This window comes from Streptomyces sp. NPDC056480 (assembly GCF_042795405.1).
Lineage (GTDB): Bacteria > Actinomycetota > Actinomycetes > Streptomycetales > Streptomycetaceae > Streptomyces.
Genome location: NZ_JBHTSA010000092.1, coordinates 15,745 through 32,905 on the forward strand (window position 1 = coordinate 15,745; position 17,161 = coordinate 32,905).

Annotated in this window: 9 protein-coding genes and 1 pseudogene; 6 read left to right on the forward strand and 4 right to left on the reverse strand. The window is 64.1% G+C overall.

What is annotated here, in order from left to right; genetic code table 11:
- The first annotated feature begins 497 nt into the window (after nucleotides 1–497).
- From ACFQ79_RS30290 to ACFQ79_RS30305, 4 genes are all read left to right on the forward strand, one after another.
- The gene (locus ACFQ79_RS30290; protein WP_383589425.1) at nucleotides 498–1,367 is read left to right on the forward strand and encodes a hypothetical protein; all 870 of its coding nucleotides are present in this window, start codon (nucleotides 498–500) and stop codon (nucleotides 1,365–1,367) included.
- 785 nt (nucleotides 1,368–2,152) lie between these two features.
- Nucleotides 2,153–3,610, forward strand: a complete 1,458-nt coding sequence (locus ACFQ79_RS30295) for a hypothetical protein (protein WP_383589427.1) — start codon at nucleotides 2,153–2,155, stop codon at nucleotides 3,608–3,610.
- A gap of 1 nt (nucleotide 3,611) precedes the next feature.
- The gene (locus ACFQ79_RS30300) at nucleotides 3,612–3,884 is read left to right on the forward strand and encodes a 2Fe-2S iron-sulfur cluster-binding protein (protein ID WP_383589428.1); all 273 of its coding nucleotides are present in this window, start codon (nucleotides 3,612–3,614) and stop codon (nucleotides 3,882–3,884) included.
- A 74-nt stretch (nucleotides 3,885–3,958) separates the two neighbouring features.
- Nucleotides 3,959–5,830: an aminotransferase class III-fold pyridoxal phosphate-dependent enzyme gene (locus tag ACFQ79_RS30305; RefSeq protein WP_383589430.1), complete on the forward strand. Its 1,872-nt coding sequence runs from the start codon at nucleotides 3,959–3,961 to the stop codon at nucleotides 5,828–5,830.
- Nucleotides 5,831–6,016: 186 nt separating this feature from the next.
- Here the strand turns inward: ACFQ79_RS30305 and ACFQ79_RS30310 are convergent, their stop codons facing one another.
- On the reverse strand, nucleotides 6,017–9,334 hold the full coding sequence (locus ACFQ79_RS30310) for a S8 family serine peptidase (RefSeq protein WP_383589432.1): 3,318 nt from the start codon (nucleotides 9,332–9,334) through the stop codon (nucleotides 6,017–6,019).
- Nucleotides 9,335–9,914: 580 nt separating this feature from the next.
- Here ACFQ79_RS30310 and ACFQ79_RS30315 point away from each other — a divergent pair.
- Nucleotides 9,915–10,663, forward strand: a pseudogene (locus ACFQ79_RS30315) (transposase family protein).
- Between the two features lie 306 nt (nucleotides 10,664–10,969).
- The gene (gene ddaH / locus ACFQ79_RS30320) at nucleotides 10,970–11,833 is read left to right on the forward strand and encodes a dimethylargininase (RefSeq protein ID WP_383589434.1); all 864 of its coding nucleotides are present in this window, start codon (nucleotides 10,970–10,972) and stop codon (nucleotides 11,831–11,833) included.
- 278 nt (nucleotides 11,834–12,111) lie between these two features.
- On the opposite strand, the gene ACFQ79_RS30325 is transcribed toward ddaH, so the two are convergent.
- From ACFQ79_RS30325 to ACFQ79_RS30335, 3 genes are all read right to left on the reverse strand, one after another.
- Nucleotides 12,112–13,422, reverse strand: coding sequence for a lanthionine synthetase C family protein (locus tag ACFQ79_RS30325; RefSeq protein ID WP_383589436.1), 1,311 nt, complete (start codon nucleotides 13,420–13,422; stop codon nucleotides 12,112–12,114).
- A 1,365-nt stretch (nucleotides 13,423–14,787) separates the two neighbouring features.
- Nucleotides 14,788–14,934: a transposase family protein gene (locus tag ACFQ79_RS30330; protein WP_383589438.1), complete on the reverse strand. Its 147-nt coding sequence runs from the start codon at nucleotides 14,932–14,934 to the stop codon at nucleotides 14,788–14,790.
- A gap of 1,729 nt (nucleotides 14,935–16,663) precedes the next feature.
- Nucleotides 16,664–17,161: transposase family protein (locus ACFQ79_RS30335; protein WP_383589440.1), on the reverse strand; the 498-nt coding region annotated here is incomplete at its 5' end.

Genomic DNA, 17,161 nt, shown 5'->3' on the forward strand with positions numbered 1-17,161 from the left:
CTCGTGGCGACGACAGCGGGACAGGGCAGGCTGACTGAACAATATTCACTGCGGATCGCAGGTATCACTTCAACCCATTGAAGCATCCTGCTCATCGTCTGCATTGGGTATTCAGTACTCAAATTAACAAATCGCCCATATCGGCTACTGGCAACCTGTCGCCCACCGTGCACCCATCCTGCCTGCATTGCGCGATGCAGGCCGTCTTCCATTAAGAACAAATTAGCGCGATGCGCAGCCGTAATATTCTTCAGCTGCCCCCCCTGTCCGCATCCGAGCCGCATATAGCCGCTAAGCAACAATTACTCTGTATGCGCAGTGAGGTCACTTGCGACACTGCACCTGCCCTCACTCACTCACTCTGGGTCACATGCCGGGCTGCCCACAGGGCCAGGATCACCTCGACAGCAACCGCAGACCACAGCCAGCCGCACTAATCTGCAAACCCGTTCTGGCGCACTGCAGGTTGGACATCGGAAACGCCGAAGGATATTTCGTTGAACCTCAGAAACCTTGTGGTCCTGATTCCGCCCCTCTGCCTTGTCATGGCATGCAGTTCTTCCGGCTCTGTCGAGTCACTGCCGCCGCTCGGAGAGATCAAGGAAGTCAGGTCAGGGAGTGATGTTGTGCTGCCTCTTGACTCATATGATGTAACCCCTGAAGAGCGCAGCACCCTGGAGCAGATATACGACCTCGTGGGAAGTGAGTGCATGCGGAAGAAGGGCTTCAAGGTCACGCTTCCTCGGCGCACACCGGAGAGCGAAGAATCTGTATACGGACGGCGCTACTTTATTTTGCGAATGGATGAGGCCGAACGATACGGATACCGGCCTGAAAGAATGATGCAGAAGCCCAAGAAGACACCGATTACGGGTCTTGAGTCGAAATCTGCGCTCAGGGAATGGCTTGGCCACGACCCTGATGACCAGAAGCAGGACCCTAACGAGGCGAAGGGATGCGGAGCTGCTGCCTTCCCGGTAATCGAGAAGGGAGTCAAGCGGGACTCGGACGTCGTGATACACGATCTGACTGGTGACTCCTGGCACAGGAGCGAGGAGGACGCCCGCGTTCAGGCCGTATTCAGGCGGTGGAGTGCATGTATGAAGGAAGCTGGCTTCAAGTACTCCTCCCCAGTTGAGTCGAATAATGATCGCCGATGGCAGCAGAAGACGATCACTGACGTGGAGATCTCGACAGCGAAGGCTGACGTGCTGTGCAAGCAGAAGACGAACCTTGCAGGAATTTGGCTAGCGGTGGAGACGGCCTATCAGAAGCGGCAGATCGAGCAGCATGCGGAAGCGCTCCGCATCAGACGCGCTGCATGGGACATCCGAATCCGGAACGCTCATGAGGCGCTCGGCGGCTAGCCGGAACGATCTGGTACATGCCCCCAGGCCGGTGTGCACACCTCGTGCTCACTGCAGTCTTCTGTCGTACACAGGCTCCCCTGCGGGAGCTCTCCCTGCGCCCCGCCAGGGACGGGTGCCCTCGCCAAGAGGAACGGGCAGGGGCCGCCGGCCCCTGGCGGGAGCAGAGGCGGAGGCAGGAGCGCGCCAGTAACCAAAGAATGGTGAGCGGGCGGGGCCAAGGGAGGCGCAGGCGGGAGCGGGAGGCAATCTGGCCGTCCGGGGCCGGCAGAGCACCGAGCCGGTTACAGAGGCGGGCAGCGCCTCGCTGCCGGGGCCTGTCAGCGGTCCTGCAAGAACACGTGCTCGGGACCTACCTGCCGCGTCGCACCCTGCCATGAGGAGCAGAGGCAGCCACCCGCTCGAGCGGGTGGCCGGCACCGCGTGGCTGTCACATCCGGCGGCGTCAGCCGATCAGAGACCGGCAGCAGTACACCGGATCACGCGCTGGCCAGATCGCACTGACCGTCTTGCTGCTTCCGGCCACCCCGCTCACGATGTCCGGCTCGATCCCCTCTGGATCAGGATCCGGACGCTGTGGCGGCCGCCACAGCGCTCCGCAGACCGGCCGGAGCCCCGGCAGGAGCTGAACCAGGAGCCTCCCAGAGCCGTCGGAGCGACGGGCCGAAATCGAATTGAGTAGTACCTACTCACGCCAAGCGCTCGCACCCTTCCGGAGAATCGGATGCGGATAAATGGGACAAACACAGGTATTCCAGTGATCCACTAGCGCGGTGGTGAACCCCATGACCGAACAGCTCTGCCCGCCAGCAACCCGCATTCCGCCTGCGGGCTGGGCGCGGCGGCGAAGCACGCTTCAGGCGCTGCCGACGCCTCTGTCTGCGAGCCTCTCCCCCGTCGGCCTCTCCTCACCAGCGATCCGCAAGCGGACCCTCGGCCGGCCGGTCTACGGGGTGCCACTGTGGGATGTGCCGCTGCTCGTCCTGCCAGGCAGCCGGCTGGAATTCGATTATGGAGACCCCATCGGCTGTGCCGGACGGCGGCCTCTGAACGCTGTGGGCCATCTTGCGTCGACACTGACGGGTTTCATGCCGCCAACGTGTCCCGACTACCGTTTCCCCGAGCCTCTGTCAGGCTTGACCGATCTGTGCCAGGCCGCGAGCACGCTCTACTCCTACGAAGACGAACGAGGGTTCCGCAAGTGGCTGTGCTCTGAGAATAAGGCCCTTGCCCACCGCAGCGGAACGCTCGTCGAGCTCATCAGGTCAGCGCTTGCCCTGCCCCTGCCGGAGCAGGAACTGCTGATGGTGCCGCTGATTTATCTGAACCACATGTGGCGGCAGGGCAGTCCCGGCCTTGAGGCTGCCAGCGGGCCGAGTTCAATGCCCACCTGTTTCGACGTCCTACTCACCGCCCTGTCCGAGTCGACGGGGATCCTGCCACGGTTCAATCAGCTGATCATGACCATGCGGGCATGGCGGCTCGACAGCCTGTCTGACGGCGACAGCGTGTCCTACCGCGACCTCACCAACCTGGAACAGGTCAGGCCCTACTTCTGGCTCAACGGCGTCAATCAGTCCGAACTTGATTTCTACCGTGCTTTCTTCACGGTGGAGTCTTTTGGCATACCCCTGTACGGCTGGGGAGCCCTGGCCCTGGAGTGCGCTGCTGCCGATGACGCTGACCTTGGAGCATTCGCCCTGCGGTGCGTGCACGACACACTGCGCAACGTCTACTTCTGCGTCCGGCACCTGGTTCCCAAGGTGGACCCGGCGGAGTTCCGCAAGATCCAGCTCACTGGCGGCTGGATCGACGATGAACTCAACGGAGCGGCTTCGGGGTATCAGCTGCCTTTCATGCTCATGCTGGATGCGCTCTTCCAGGTTGAGTACAGCCACCCGGGCGCCTCGACAGCGCGGGAGAACGGACTCCGCTTCGTACCGACCAGGTGGAAGGACTTCTTCCATTCCATCTACGATCACACGCCCTCTCTGCGCCAGTGGGTACAGCAGCGGCAGTCTCCTGAGCTCGCCGAGGCGTACCAGCGGTGCGTCGACATGTACACCATCCACCGCACGCTTCACCGGCATACCGCCGGACAGACACTGCGCGGCGCCACGACCACCGGCCGGTCCTTCGTGTCTGCCGAACGCAACTACCACGACTTCATGAGTGAAACAGGAGCCCTGGTACGGGACACCGCAGCTGTCGGACTGGCGGACACCGAAGAAGAGAGGCGCTGAGATGGCTACAATTCGGGTAGAAGCACATCAGGTCCAGGTCCCGCCCGGTGCGGCGCTGCTGACAGTCAGCACCGAACACAACCTTCCTATCGTGTTCGGCTGCCGGGCCGGCCGCTGCGGAACATGCCTGGTCCAGGTGCTCGCCGGGTCCGCCAACTTCCGCGCGCCCACCGCCCGCGAGACGAAGACCCTGCAGGTGCTGGACGCAAGGCCTGACTGGCGGCTCGCCTGCCAGAGCATCGTCTACGGAGATGTCCACCTCCGCTATGTCTGACCATCCCCTGCGCCATCCATCTCTGGTGCACTCCCTGCTGTCATCCGGTATCCCTCACGCGACGGGAGGCGAGTATGGTGATCAACGAAGCATCGGCTGTCGCCGAACGAATCCGCCGGCAGTACCAGGCCAGGACCCAGGGTTCGCGCCTCATGCATGAGGAGGCCAAGCGCTGGCTTCCGGGAGGGGACACCCGGACGATCAATCACTTCACGCCGTATCCGACGTTCATGTCCCACGGCAGTGGCTGCACACTCACCGATGTGGATGGCAACGACTACCTCGATTTCATCAACAACATGGGCTCCATGGTCCATGGACACAGCCATCCCACGCTCACCGCTGCGGCCTCAGACCAGCTGTCCAGGGGAACCGCGCTCGGCACTCCGGTCGACCTCCAGCTGCGCCATGCGCGGATCATGTGCGAGCGTGTGCCCTCCGTCGCCCTTGTCCGCTACACCAACTCCGGTACCGAGGCGACGATGCTCGCACTGCGGGCAGCGCGCGCCTTCACTGGTAAGAACGCCATCGTCAAAATCGACGGCGGTTACCATGGCGTCCATAACGACGTCACACTCAACATGTTCGCGGGTATGCCGGAACCCGCCCGCCCGCAAGCCCAGGTGCCCGAGACCTTTCCCATGGTCCAGGCACCCCGCGGCGTTCCTCCCAGCACTGCCGACGAAGTGTTCCTGGTCCGCTACAACGATCTCGGACAAGCAGCTCAGGTACTGGCTTCACACTCCGATCGTATCGCCGCAGTGATCGTCGAACCCATGATGGGAGCGGCTGGCTGCATTCCGGCCGATGTCCACTACCTGCACGGCCTGCGCGATCTCACCCGCCACTTCGGTGTGCTGATGATCCTCGACGAATGCTCCACCTTCCGGCTCGGTCCCCTGCAGGAGCGGTACGGCCTCGAGCCGGATCTCACCACCGTCTGCAAGATCATCGGGGGTGGCATCCCTCTGGGAGTGCTCGGCGGGAGCAGGGAAGTCATGTCGCAGTTCGACCCCTCTCTGCCGCAACCGCTTTACCATGCAGGAGCGTTCGTGGGCAACGGACTGGCTCTGCGTGTCGGTATCGCAGCCCTTGAGATGTTCGGACCTGCTGAAGTAGCCCGCCTCAACGGCCTGGGCGAGCGCCTGATCCGCGAGCTCCCCGAAGCGGCACGCGAGGCAGGCATCTCCATGCAGGTCACAGGGATCGGCTCACAAGCACACTGGCACTGGGGAAATATCCCCCTGCGTAATGCCCGTGATGTCCAGGCGGCGCAGCGGGACCTGGCCGAGCTTCCCGAACTGGTCCACCTCGAGCTGCTGAACAGCGGGATCCACCTCTCGCGCCGCGGCCTGTTCACCCTGTCCACCCCCATGACCGACAGGCATATCGATTCGTTCCGGGACGCGATGCTCAGGGCACTGCGCACCCTGCGGCCGTACATCGCTGAACGGATCCCGCGCCTCCTCACAAGCACAGTCCGCCCAGCCGTGGCTCGCACACCTGACAGCACAAGAGGGGAAGAATCCATGAGCCAGCTCCACGAACTCGCTTCGGATCACTACGCCGCCATCAACGCCGGAGACATCGACGCTGTAATGGCCCACTACGCCCCGGACGTCGAGACAACTACTCCGAACGGCCAGCTCAACGGTGCCGAGGCAGTCCGCGGCTTTCAGGAGGCATTCCACACCGCCGCACCCGATGCCCGCATCGAGGCACTGCGCACCTACGAAGACGGCGGGACAGTCCTCATCGAAGGCATGTACTCAGGCACCCATACCGGACCGCTGAACAGCCCGGACGGCACCATCCCCGCTACCGACCGGCCGTTCAAGTTCACCTTCGTGGAAATTCTGGAGTGTTCCGGGGGAAGGATTTCGAACCAGCGCCTGTACTGGGACAACGTCGTCTTCCTTACCCAGCTCGGCCTGCTTCCCGGATAGGACGCGCGCGGCAACCGGCCGCTGCCCCTGTCCCTGCAACCATTCCCGAGTCCCATGGCTGCAGGGCGGTGAGGCCACCGCAGTGGCGGCCCGTCCGGCTTCTCTCGTCTGCGGCGCGCAGCCGGATGCAAGCCGATGGGTGGGCATCCTTGTTGCTGGATGCCCACCCATCGGTGCCGGATGCGGCTACGGCATGACGTTCTCGATCACGACGCTGCCCGTGCCGGCTGCGGTGCCGCGCGCATTGACCAGCTGCACTTCGCCGAAGAACCGGCGGCCGGCCGGCGCAGGGGATGCGACCACGACGTCGGCTGCGACCTGCGACGTGCCGTTATTGGCGAGCCGAATGGTCTGCGCCTCGTCGACGTTCACGGACCCGAGCGAGGGCGCGAAGTAGACGTCCTTGTAGTCGTAGGCAGTCGAGCCCGCAGGCACCGAGTAGCCGATCACCCTGATGGTGTAAGTGCCAGCGGTGGGCTGGTCGAGGGTGACTGTCTCATCCGAGTCTCCGTCCGCGGACCAGTCGATGAGCTCAGTACCCCGCCACACCTCCAGGTCGAGGTCGGCCGCGGTGTCCGAAACCCCGCCAATGGCAACGTCGAATCTGTCTACACCGCTCGGGAGGTTAACGGTGGTCTCCGTGACGTCCTGGTCATCGATCTCGGGCCGGCTGACCTTGGCTGAGCCGAGTGGTCCGCCCTTCAGCTTGCCCTCAAGACCGGCGAAATTGTTCCTGACATCCCAGTTGACGCTCGTCGGGGCACCGAGCCGAACCTGCGGAAGAGTCTTCACCTCAGGGTCGAATGCCGTGCCGAGAAGCGTGATGTCGAGCCGGAAGGGGTTGTCCAGCCACGGCGAGGTACGGCGGGACTCAACCTCGATCTCCCAGACACCGGGCTGCGGGTTGCTGTACGAGCGCACATCGGGACGGCAGGTGTTGTCCGGGTGGCTGTAGTTCGGGTAGCAGAAGATGGAGGAGCTGTCCTCTACGGCGACACCGTAGGGGTGCACAGAGATGAAGCGGGTCTGGCTTTCGTCCTTCAGTCCGCTGAGAGCCACTTCAAGCGTCTTGGCGCCCTCAGGTACGGTCACGAAGTAGGACTTGTGGCTGTTGCGCTGCACCGTGCTGGCGATCGAGACCCCGTGGGCCGGCTTCGCCAGCACTCGGGATACGACAACAGTGGAGAGGATCTGCCTGTCCACGCCAGGCGTGGCGGGGTCATCCAGTTCGAGGATGGCGCTGTGTATGCCCGCCGTGGCCGCACGGGCGTCGACCTTAACGGTGACCGGCGTGTTCAGCGGAAGCTCCACGGACGCGGGCACCGGCCGGAAGAACGTTCCGTCGTTGTACTTCCATCGCAGATCGTGGCGTACGGGCGTGCTCGGCCCGGTGGTGCGGGTGACCGTAACCGTGTAGGTCCGCTTCTCCTGGATCTTCAGGCCGCCCTCGCGGTCGTAGATCCCGGTGCCAGCACCCGGAGACTTGAGGAACTCGTCAATGGCCGTGTCGACCGGAGCTCTGACGGTGTACTCATGTGCTGTGGCCCCGTCCTCGATCGCCGACCACGCGCCGGTGATGTTGATCAGTCCGGCGCCCTGCTCATGAGCCTGTACGTTCTCGATGTTCTTCGCAGTGCTGGTGAGAGCCGTGCGCAGTTCCGCGGGCGTCAGTTCCATGTGACGCTGCTTGGCAGCGGACAGCAGCAGCGCCGCTGCGCCTGCAGCCTGCGGCGAGGCCATCGAGGTTCCCTGGAGCATCCCGTAGCCGGCGGGAAGCTCGTAGCCGGCTTCCTTGACAGGTGCACCGGGTAGCCACGTCTGGATGGTGTTGACTGCGGCACCAGGAGCCGAGAGGGTCGGGGCAAAGCCTCCGTCCTCACGCGGGCCGCGGGAGGAGAAGGGGAACATGGCGTAGTTCTTCTGTACGGCGGAGCCGTAGTTGGACGCCCAGGTTTCCTTGGAGATCGCTGCGCCGACGGAGATCACCTTGTCGGCAAGACCGGGGTCGCCGATGGTGTTGGTACCCGGTCCCTCGTTGCCCGCCGAGATGACCAGCTGGACGCCGTACTCGTCGATGAGCCGGGTGTACAGCTCCGCGCGGGCGTTGTTGCCGTCGTTGAGAGCGGGCAGGCCGCCGATGGACATGTTGACGATATCGACCCCGCGATTAATGACGAGGTCGGCCATGCCTTCGGTCAGAGCAACGTTGGTGCAGCCACCGCTCCAGGTGCAGGCGCGGGAAGAGACCAGCTTGGCACCCGGGGCGGCACCGTTCATCCTGCCGCCGAACAGGCTGCGGGCGGCGGTGATGCCGGCCACGTGGGTGCCGTGCTCGGACTCGATGATGCCGACGTTGACGAAGTCGGCAGTTCTGCCGACCCAGTCGCCGCCGAGCGGGTCCATCGGTACGTCCTTGCGGATCTCGATGACGAATGGGATTCGTTCGGCGACCTGGGTGGCGGGGTTGTCGGTGCCGAAGTAGCCGATCTGGAAGGCGTCCTTGTACGGCTTCATCGGCGTGCTGTCGGTGAAGTCGTTGTCCTGGTCGGTGTCGACACGGACGGTGCCCGTCGCCGGGTCGTAGAGCAGACCGAAGACATCGGTGGTGTCACCGTCCCGGTTGACGTCCCCCTTCATGTCGCCGTTAGCGGTGATCGACTCGGTGAATCGGCTGAACCGGTAGTTCCCGGCGGGCGCATTCCAGCTGCTGCCGGATGCGTTGAAGACGGGCCCGGTCACAGAGGTGGTCTGCGGGCGCCAGGTGCCGTCGTTGTCCGTGATCGGGTCAGTGGCGGTAACCCAGTCGACAACCTTGCGTTCCCCGGTAGTTGTCGTCCTCAGGGCCGGGTGACCCAGGTCGACACCGGAGTCGAGGATGCCGATGGTCACTCCGCGGCCGTCGTACTGCGGATAGTTCCTGACAAACTCCACCGCGCCCGTCTCGAACGACGGGTTGTACGGGTTCTTGGCAGAAGTGTTGCTGTTCGGAGCCGGGGAGAGGCTAGCCGTCCTGGCAGTGAGCGCATCCTTGGCATGGTCTCCGGCTGGTGTGGGGTCATCCAGCTCGATCTCGTGCTTCAGATCAATACCGTGCACAGACGGCAGCTTCACGGCAGCATCGATGGCCGCCTTGGCCTGACTGGTCGGCAGAGTGGCGCGCACATAGCCGATCCTGTCGTAGACGCGGCCCACGGATCCGCCCTTGACCGCGTTGAGCTGCTCGGCAACCTTGTTGGTTGCCCCAGGCGCCGTCGCGATCATCAAAGTGACGGTCTTGGCTCCGTCCGCCTCTGCTTCTGCCAGCAGATCGGCATCTGCCGCGCCCAGCTTCTCGGACACGATCTTAAGCGGGGTGGAATCCACAGGAGCGCCGGTGGCGTTGGTGGAGAAGGCAGGCCCGATGCCAGCGCCGGCCAGTGCAGTGGCCAGACCTGCTGAGGCTGCGGCATAGGCCAGGCTTCGCCGGCTGTGCCGGCGTATGGGTTCCTGGGGCTCGTGGTTCATGTACGTCCCTGCATGCGATGAGAGAACGGAATATCGAACGACCGCTCACCCTTGCGTATATGCCGACGTCACAGAAGCCCATCAAGTCCTACTTGAGTAGCAACTACCCAGGACTTTTAGCGCTCGTCACTGCGTTGTGAAGCTTGCCGAAGCGGCCCCTGCCTCAGGCCGTCGAGGGCAGCACGACACCGATCCGAGCGCCCGCCGCTCCGGAAGCGCCCCGGCGCAGCTCCTTACCAGCCGAGGCGAAGGTCCGTCACACGCATGCCGCCGCAGCTACCTCGGCGGGCAATACGGACCCAGCGAGACATTTCACCCGTCCGTCAGTCTGGCCAGTCTGCCGAACTGCGGTCTGCCCAGTTGCTGCCGTGCATAACCCGCCCGCGGAGAGGCCAGCAGCACCCCTTCCCTCAACAATTCGCTCCCACCAAGCCGGCTTCACCTGCGGCCTCTGGAGCCTTTCTCATCTGTAGCTCCGGCGGGTGTGGCGTGGTTCGCTGTTGACGCGGGAGGAACACGCGGGGCATATCCGCGGTTGGGCGGGTCACCACAAACAAGCCTGACCAGCGGAGATGCCCCGGTGTTCGCCTATCCTGCCGCGTGTGAAGTGGAGTTGGAACTCCTCAAATGGTGACGATGGTTCTCGTCGCGGTCGAGGGAGACCGGCCGTGCAAGCCCGGACCGTACGACCGGGCCCGGTGCGCACTGGTCTACCTGCGCAAGCACGACACCCTCGAACAGATCGCGGCCGGCTTCCGGACCGGCGTGGCCACGGCCTGGCGCTACGTGAACGACACGATCGAGTTGCTCGGCAAGTTCGCACCGTCGTTGACGGAGGCGCTCGCCGGCCACCCCGGCGACGGATACGTCCTGCTCGACGGCACCGTCGCCGAGACCGACCGGGTACAAGCTGAGGGCCACTACTCCGGCAAGGTCCGCCGCGAAGGCGTGAACCTGCAGGCCGTCACGGCGGACGAAGGAACGCTGCTGTGGATCTCCCCAGCCCTGCCCGGCGGAAGCCATGACGTGAAGGCCGCACGGGAGCACCACATCGTGACCACCTGCGCCCAGCTGGACCTGGAGGTCCTCGCCGACAAGGGCTACACCGGAGCCGGCGGCACCGTCATCACGCCAATCACGCGCAGGCCGAACAGTGACCTCTGCAGCAAGCACAAGGCATCGAACAAGGTCCACGCGACACTGCGCGCCCCAGTCGAACGCACCATCGCACGAATCAAACAGTGGCGAATCCTCCGCCACACCCGCATCAGCCCGAACAGGCTGTCGTCAGTCACCACAGCCCTCCTCACCCTCATGATCTACACGTGAAAAAGGCTCCTGGAATCCAACGGGAGCCTCACAGGCCTCTCTTCAGCACGACTGGCCCGGCCGGGAGCGGCATCGGTGCCACTCCAGCGTGGTGCGGCCCGTGCTCCGAAGCCCGGCGGCTCCCTCTGAGCTCAGGTGCTCCGGACCCCGCTCGGTACCGGCAGGGACAGACCCCTCAGGGGGACCCGAGCAGACAGTACTCAGGTTCGTACAGAGGAAAGACGCGAGACTTCTGGGACAGTGCCAACGCTGCAGAGATGCTCCGGCCAGGCAACCCCACGGGTGCCGGAAGTCTCTGTCAGACCAATGGAGGAGGCGTTCTCTGTGCCTGCAGCACGTGCCGCTCTCGGCGGAAGCCTGCGCCCGCGGCGCTACCTCATGTGCGAGCCTCGATTCTTTGACGTGTGTTATGCCATCAACCCGTGGATGAACACCGATACCAGGGTCGATGCCAGCCTCGCCCACGCTCAGTGGAGTGCCCTGGTCAAGGCGTACCGTGACCGTGGTCATACAGTAGAGACCGCAGCCCCAGTGGAAGGACTGCCTGACATGGTGTTCGCAGCTAACGCAGCGCTCGTCGTTGACGGTCGGGTGTTCGGCTCGTTCTTCCACGCTCCCGAGCGGCGTCCAGAGTCCGGAGCATTTGGGGAGTGGTTCAGAGCGTCTGGGTTCGATGTGCATCGTTCCCAGTCTGTGTGCGAGGGCGAGGGCGATCTCGTCCCCGTCGGCCAGTCTGTGCTAGCGGGGACCGGATTCCGCACACAGCTCGCCGCCCACCGCGAGGTGCAGGAGTTCTTCGGCAGGCCGGTGACCAGCCTCCAGCTGATAGACCCCCGCTTTTACCACCTGGACACCGCGCTGTTCTGCCTCAGTGACGGGAAAGACGGGGCGGCTGGAGGGAACATTGCGTACTACCCGGGCGCATTCTCCCCGGGCAGCCGTGAAGTCCTCCGGCTCCTCTACCCTCAGGCAGTGATCGCCACAGAAGAGGATGCCCTGGCTTTCGGCCTCAACTCTGTGTCCGACGGGCGGCACGTCTTCATCGCCCCGCAGGCTACCGGTCTCATCGGACAGCTCGCCCGCCGCGGCTTCGTACCCGTGCCTGTCGACGTATCAGAGTTCCGGAAGGCTGGCGGAGGGATTAAATGCTGTACCCAGGAGATCCGCTGATGGGTAAGCTCCACGCCGCTGCCCGAAGGGCGTGCGAAGCTCGGGGCCGACAGTCCGCAGTCCCTGGTGAGTGACAGGCTTACGCGTCAAGCACTCGCGTGACAAGCACGGCGCGGCTCTGGCAAGGCAGCGGCCGACCAGGAAGGCTCGCGCTGTCTTCCTCAGCCCAGCCGGTCCGGGTCATCTGCTTCTCAGCGGCGCACCTGTGGGGGGGGGCCGACCTGCTCATGCCGTGGCTGAGTCTTAGCTGACCAGCTTTGGTACAGGTGGGTTGTTCCTCATCCCAGCAGGAGAAGGCCTGGCCATGAGGAATTCACGTCGGTGGTGTAGTCGTAGAGAGCCAGGGCTGTCCCAGCTGCGCCGTACAGGAACTCAGGGCTGTCGAAGGGCCGGGTTCCACGCTGGTGACGGAATCCGAAGGTGCTGGCGGGATCCCATAGGTCGAGTACTCCGGCGGCAGCGATGTCGGCGAGCGGGCCAAGCCCGGCGCAGGTGTCCCGGTCCGTCGCGGTCAGGGCTGCTTGGAGCACACCAGCGAAGCCGCAGCACAGAGCGGGACCTCTGACAGCCCATTGCCGGCGGGGAATCGAGGTGAGCGCCGATAGCGCCTCGGTCCCTGCGCGGACGAGGACGGGATCATTCAGCGCGCGGCCTGCCAGATGGATGGCGGTGGCGATGCCAGTGGAGCCGGAGCACCACGTGTGGTTAATCGCCGGTGGATGCGTAGCGGGTGCGTCTTCGTCAGGAGGGCCGGCAGTGACGGATGCAGGCCATGTCCAGGTGCCGGGATGCCTTTGAGACAGGAGCCATTCGGCCGCGAACCGAACGGCTTCGCGCTGCATCGCTACTTGGTTTCCTGCAGTCAGGGATACAGCCAGGAAGGCTAGGGGGCCAGCAATACCGTGAGCCATTCCCAATTCCGCTGCGCCGCCGTGCTCTCGGAGCGGCCGGCGGTGGTCCTCCACCCTGGACGGCCACCAGCCAGGCGGACAACCGTCTTTGTTCGCCAGGAGGCCGGTGAGCACTTCAAGTGATGCACGCAGACCGGGCTCCGCATCTGAGTAACCGCGGTGCAGGGCGAGCATCAGGACACGCCCGAGACCGGCCAGCCCGCTTACCGTGTCGAAGTCCTCCACGTCCATGCGGGTGACGCCGCTCGTCTGGTGCGATGCATAGCGCTGGGCAAGGCTTTCGGCTCGGTCGCTGAGCGACCGGGCCCCCGAAGTGACTACGGCACTCAATCTACGGTCGCCGGTCATCGCGTCCATGGCAAGAGCAGTGCTGATCGCTCCTACCGTGCCTTGGAAGACATTGTTCGGTTGCGCGGGCAACGACTCCGAGATCGCTCGTAGGTGTTCCACGGCGGCATCGGCGCAGGAGGGCTGTTCGGAGGCAAGCCGTGCCATGAGCAGTGCACAGCCCGGCAGAGCAACGTGCGCAGGCATGGGAATGGGCGCCGCGCTCATGACGGTTCCGGCATCTGTGACACGCTCAGCAACCTCGGCGATGACGCGGCGAGCGCGCGCCTTGTCGATGTCTGCCTGGTCTCTGCGAGCTTCGGTTCCGGGGTCCAACTGGCGCTTTTCCACAGTGCGGTCCCTATACGGCTAGGTTTTCGGCGGCACGCCGTGCTCACGGACCTCGTCATGCTCTTGGGGAGGCGAGAGCAGGCAATGCCCGAGGACTCTTCCACGAGCTGCAACTGCTGGTCAGCACAAGGGCGATTCTTGGCCCACGGCAGCCCCTGCGAGATGAGCAAAAACTACCTGGGTGCGACACGCGCCGCACCGGTTCGCTCGAGTCGGCGAGAACCACATCCGTGACCGTAGAGTCCTGTCATCATGGGCACGTCCCCAGGCGCGCCGGTCATCCCCCGGTTGTCCGGCGTTCTGTTGCCGAGGTGGCCCGTCTCTGCTTCACCGGAACCGGAACCCGTTGCGTCTCAGCCCAGTGTTCCGCAGTCAGCACCAGCGCTGCCTCACCGTCGTTACTCAGCAGCCCCCTGCCCCCGGCGACGACTCCGGTACCATCTTTACTTCTACGGCCGCCCAAAGTGCAGCCGTAGAAATTGAGTCACCCGGGCGCGGAACGTTCCCCCGACCGGAGCCCTGATAGGGCTGCACGAGCCTGCCAACCGGTGCTCGCCGAAGCGTACGGCCGACAGTCCGCCACACAAGTAGGCAGCCGCTACTCAGGATTAGTTCCACGGCGAAACTGCTGCTAATTTCTGACGCCGGAATCAGCAAGGCCGACCGGAGAATGTAGGCAACTCCCACATAGCGACTCCGGGTTGACTCTTTCAACTCCCGTTCATCGAAAGCCGACCGTGCGCACCCTTCACAGCTTCGCGGTCCACGGCCACGACACCCGGCCAAGCAATTAGGTGAAGAAGTGAGGTGCAACTACTCACGCTGCAGACATCCCACGCTGCCAGCATCTGAACAGGTGACCGAGCGGGTCGGGACCTCCATCGCCCGTCAAACCGTACCCGGTTTGCCGTGCGCTGCGCGAGATCGACAGATCCGTGCGTCACGAGTTGAACTTTCGACACCTAGATGCGACGACCAGTATTTACGCAGACAAGGACATTCAAATGGCTGACATCGACAACTTGCAGAAGCTTCCCGGCGAGAACGTTCTGCGCGCTGAACCTGGGTGCGCAACCCTGTCGCTAATCCAGACCCTGTGTGATGGGACATGCGGCGGGTGCCGCGGCACGGACTACACGCACTGCGGCGCAGAGTACACAGCTCCGTCGGGCAAGGAGTCGTGCGGCTAAGGCCGCACGGACCGCTGCTGCCTGACTGGACGTCTTATTCGCGCAGTCAGGCAGCAGCCCCGGCTCGGAGCCGCAGGGTTCCGTCCTGTCCCATCATCCGGCTCCAGACCGTCGGCTCGACGGACGCGCCGGCTCGCCCCATTGTTCGGGGTAACCAAGCCTGCAGCGGACCGAATCACTGGCCCCTCACGTCATCGACGCCGATATCCGCTGGCCGCCGTGGCCGGCAGGTAGAGCGGCCCACACTGAACCACCAGGCCAGCACGTTGTGAGTGGCGCCGTGACGGAGACGGACGAGGGCCAGGAATCGGTCGGCACACACCAATCGGGGCTTCGCGCCGACGTCTGCGGCCCGCTTCAGCGACCGAGCAATCAGCTTGCCGGACCTGGTGCACTCATGCAGGCCATAGTGGCCCTACCCTGGTGATGAGTTCTGCGATTGCATCTGCAGGCAGGGCGGTGATCCGGAGATTGTTGATGCCCACCGTGTGAGTCACGTTCACCACCATCCGGCCGTGATCAACTATGCGGGACTGGGCGTCTCAAACATTGAGGGGCTCGTGCACGGTGAGCGGTGAGGCGTCGACGGCGTTGGTAGTTTGGGTACTCGCCTCTGTCGTCACGGTCTGCTGACGGGACAGCCGGCCGACGCTGACCTGGACGGTGCTGCTCATGTGCGTGCGGAAGCCTAGGCAGAGATCAGGGACCGCCGGTTTCGGATGTGGGCGATGCGTGCTCGACCCGGATGCAGCGTGAGCAGGCGCCTTGCGCTGCCGCTCCCACATCTCCTTGCACCAGCCGGAAGTGACCCTTTTTGATCATGCGGTGCAGTGGTGTCACCACGCGTCGGCCGGTCTGGGCGCCGAGGCCCTGGTAGCCGGTATCAGCAAGGATCTCCGCCCGCGTGGCCGTCGGCCAGGAGCTTGACCAGCCCTAACTCGCGGGCAGGGGTGATGTCCATGCAGCTGTCTGGCCTGGTCGGGCTACAGAACTGCACCCGTCCGTCCCGGTCGGCGCGGACCATGGTCCTACTGAGTCTTTCGGGTTGTCGTCGGGGGTGACGGTTCATGATCCTTGCGGTATACCCCGGCTGTAGATCGTGGACGTCACCCGCATCCCGGCCCGCTGCCGCATGACCGGGACGTCTTCATGCAACGTCTTTTCTCCACGAACGCGCAGGGTCATCATTCGGTGCCGACACCACACAAACGCCCGTCAGGGCCCGGCTGCCCGGAAGGGGAAACGCAGACGCCAGCACCGACGGCGGAGGGCCTGCGTCCAGCACGCTTTCACCCGCATGAAGCGCTAGAAACCCTCTGAGACAGCCGAAGGCGCGGCGACGGTCTCTGCCAACCGGTTCAGGCCGTCGCCCGCATGCACAATCTCGTCCTCGCCGCACGCCTGAGACCGCAGGAGGCCCGGCCCTGCCGGGACGCGGCCTCCTTCCAACCCGCTTTGGGCAGATCTCTGATCAGTTCATCACGAGCACGTTCGAAGGCATTGCGGTCCGGCTCGCCAGCTGGCCTCGTCGGCCAGGCATCGCTGTGCCGGTAAGGGGAGAAAAGAAACTATCGATTTACCAAAGAAGTCAGGCCAGGGCCCTCTACTCAAAGAGCCGTCCCATTGTCGATCACCGCCTTCTTCTTGTAAATATCCTGACTGTCCGTAATTGCCACACCGGTCAATTCACACGTCTGCCAATGATCACCAATTGGGAAATCCCCGGCTGGCAACATTTACAGAATCGCAATATTCATGATTACTCCACTTCGAATGCTCTCAATGTCATACACGGAAAGGTGTTGTGCTGCTGGGGTTTTCCGACGCCACGAGCAGGCTCTATAACCCATCCAGTTGAACTGAAATGGACCGGCGAGCCCTACTCACTCTGTTCGCAATGTTCCCCGCAGAACCGGCGGGCATAAGTCCAACACTCCATCTGCGAGACGTCCTGAGCAAAGAATGCTTACCCCTCCGAGTCCGGCTGACTACCCGCCCCCTGAACGACACCATGGACGCGATCCCGCCGGAACGGCAACACTGAGCTTCTTTCATCCTGCATAGCTGCAGATCAGCAGGGTGTGGACGGCTTGGACGATGGTGCCGATGCGGCGGGTGGAGCATCTGGCTCGCCGTAGTAGCCGCCAGGGCTTCAACTGGGCGAAGGCGCGTTCGCCCGGAGCTCTCAGCCGGGCATGGTCCCGGTTGAACTGCTGGTAGTGCTCGGGTTGTTCGCGGTGACGGTAGTACGGGGTGCGGGCGGTGGTGCCGGCGCCCTGGCAGGCGCGGTCGGCGAGCACGGGGATCTGCCGGGTGAGGCAGGCCTGGACGGTGCCGTGGGCGCGTGCCGCGGTCGGGTCGTGGGTGCGGCCGGGTGCCGCGCGGGAGAACCAGAGCGGCGTGCCGGTCCGGGCGGTGACCTGTACGTTCATGCCGTGCTTGCGGTGCTTTTGCGAGCAGTACGGCTCGTCGGCGGCGATGCGGTCGGTGGGAATCAGGGTGCCGTCAACGATGACGTGGTCGCCCTCACCGGGGCCGGTGAGGGCCTC

Coding starts and splice junctions, on each gene's coding strand:
- ACFQ79_RS30295 (WP_383589427.1), top strand. CDS start 2,153: ATGACCGAACAGCTCTGCCCGCCAGCAACCCGCATTCCGCCTGCGGGC.
- ACFQ79_RS30300 (WP_383589428.1), top strand. CDS start 3,612: ATGGCTACAATTCGGGTAGAAGCACATCAGGTCCAGGTCCCGCCCGGT.
- ACFQ79_RS30305 (WP_383589430.1), top strand. CDS start 3,959: ATGGTGATCAACGAAGCATCGGCTGTCGCCGAACGAATCCGCCGGCAG.
- ACFQ79_RS30310 (WP_383589432.1), bottom strand. CDS start 9,334: ATGAACCACGAGCCCCAGGAACCCATACGCCGGCACAGCCGGCGAAGC.
- ddaH (WP_383589434.1), top strand. CDS start 10,970: ATGGAGGAGGCGTTCTCTGTGCCTGCAGCACGTGCCGCTCTCGGCGGA.